General features: G+C 37.0%; 1 pseudogene. It reads right to left on the reverse strand.

The features are described 5' to 3' along the window. Positions 1-158: 158 nt before the first annotated feature. Positions 159-346, reverse strand: a pseudogene (locus LQ617_RS15890) (hypothetical protein); the annotation flags it as partial.

Below are 346 nucleotides of genomic sequence, written 5' to 3' on the forward strand. Positions count from 1 at the left end.
ACATATAAATCTAGTCCACTATCTGTTGGGTTAGCCCTAGTTGGTGTTGTTGCGTTGTCTGATAGTAATTTGATGTTTAGTCTTTTCATACCAAGTTTTGCGAAGTTGTAGTTCGGTTCAGATGCTCCATTTCTGCTTTTTATAATATGTTGTTTCATTTATTTGTCCTCCGTGTATTTATTAACAACTTTCATTACGTTGTCTGCGTATTCTTCATCGTGTTGCGCTAAGTCTATATCTAATATCTCATCAAACGCTTTTGCTTTAGCGTAGACTTCTTTGAGTTCATCCCTTGCTCTAGTTTCTTCATCTGGGTCAAACCCTCTCCACGCTAATTTTTCATCGA

It is taken from the genome of Mammaliicoccus sp. P-M59 (assembly GCF_022386135.1).
GTDB classification, from domain to species: domain Bacteria; phylum Bacillota; class Bacilli; order Staphylococcales; family Staphylococcaceae; genus Mammaliicoccus; species Mammaliicoccus sciuri_A.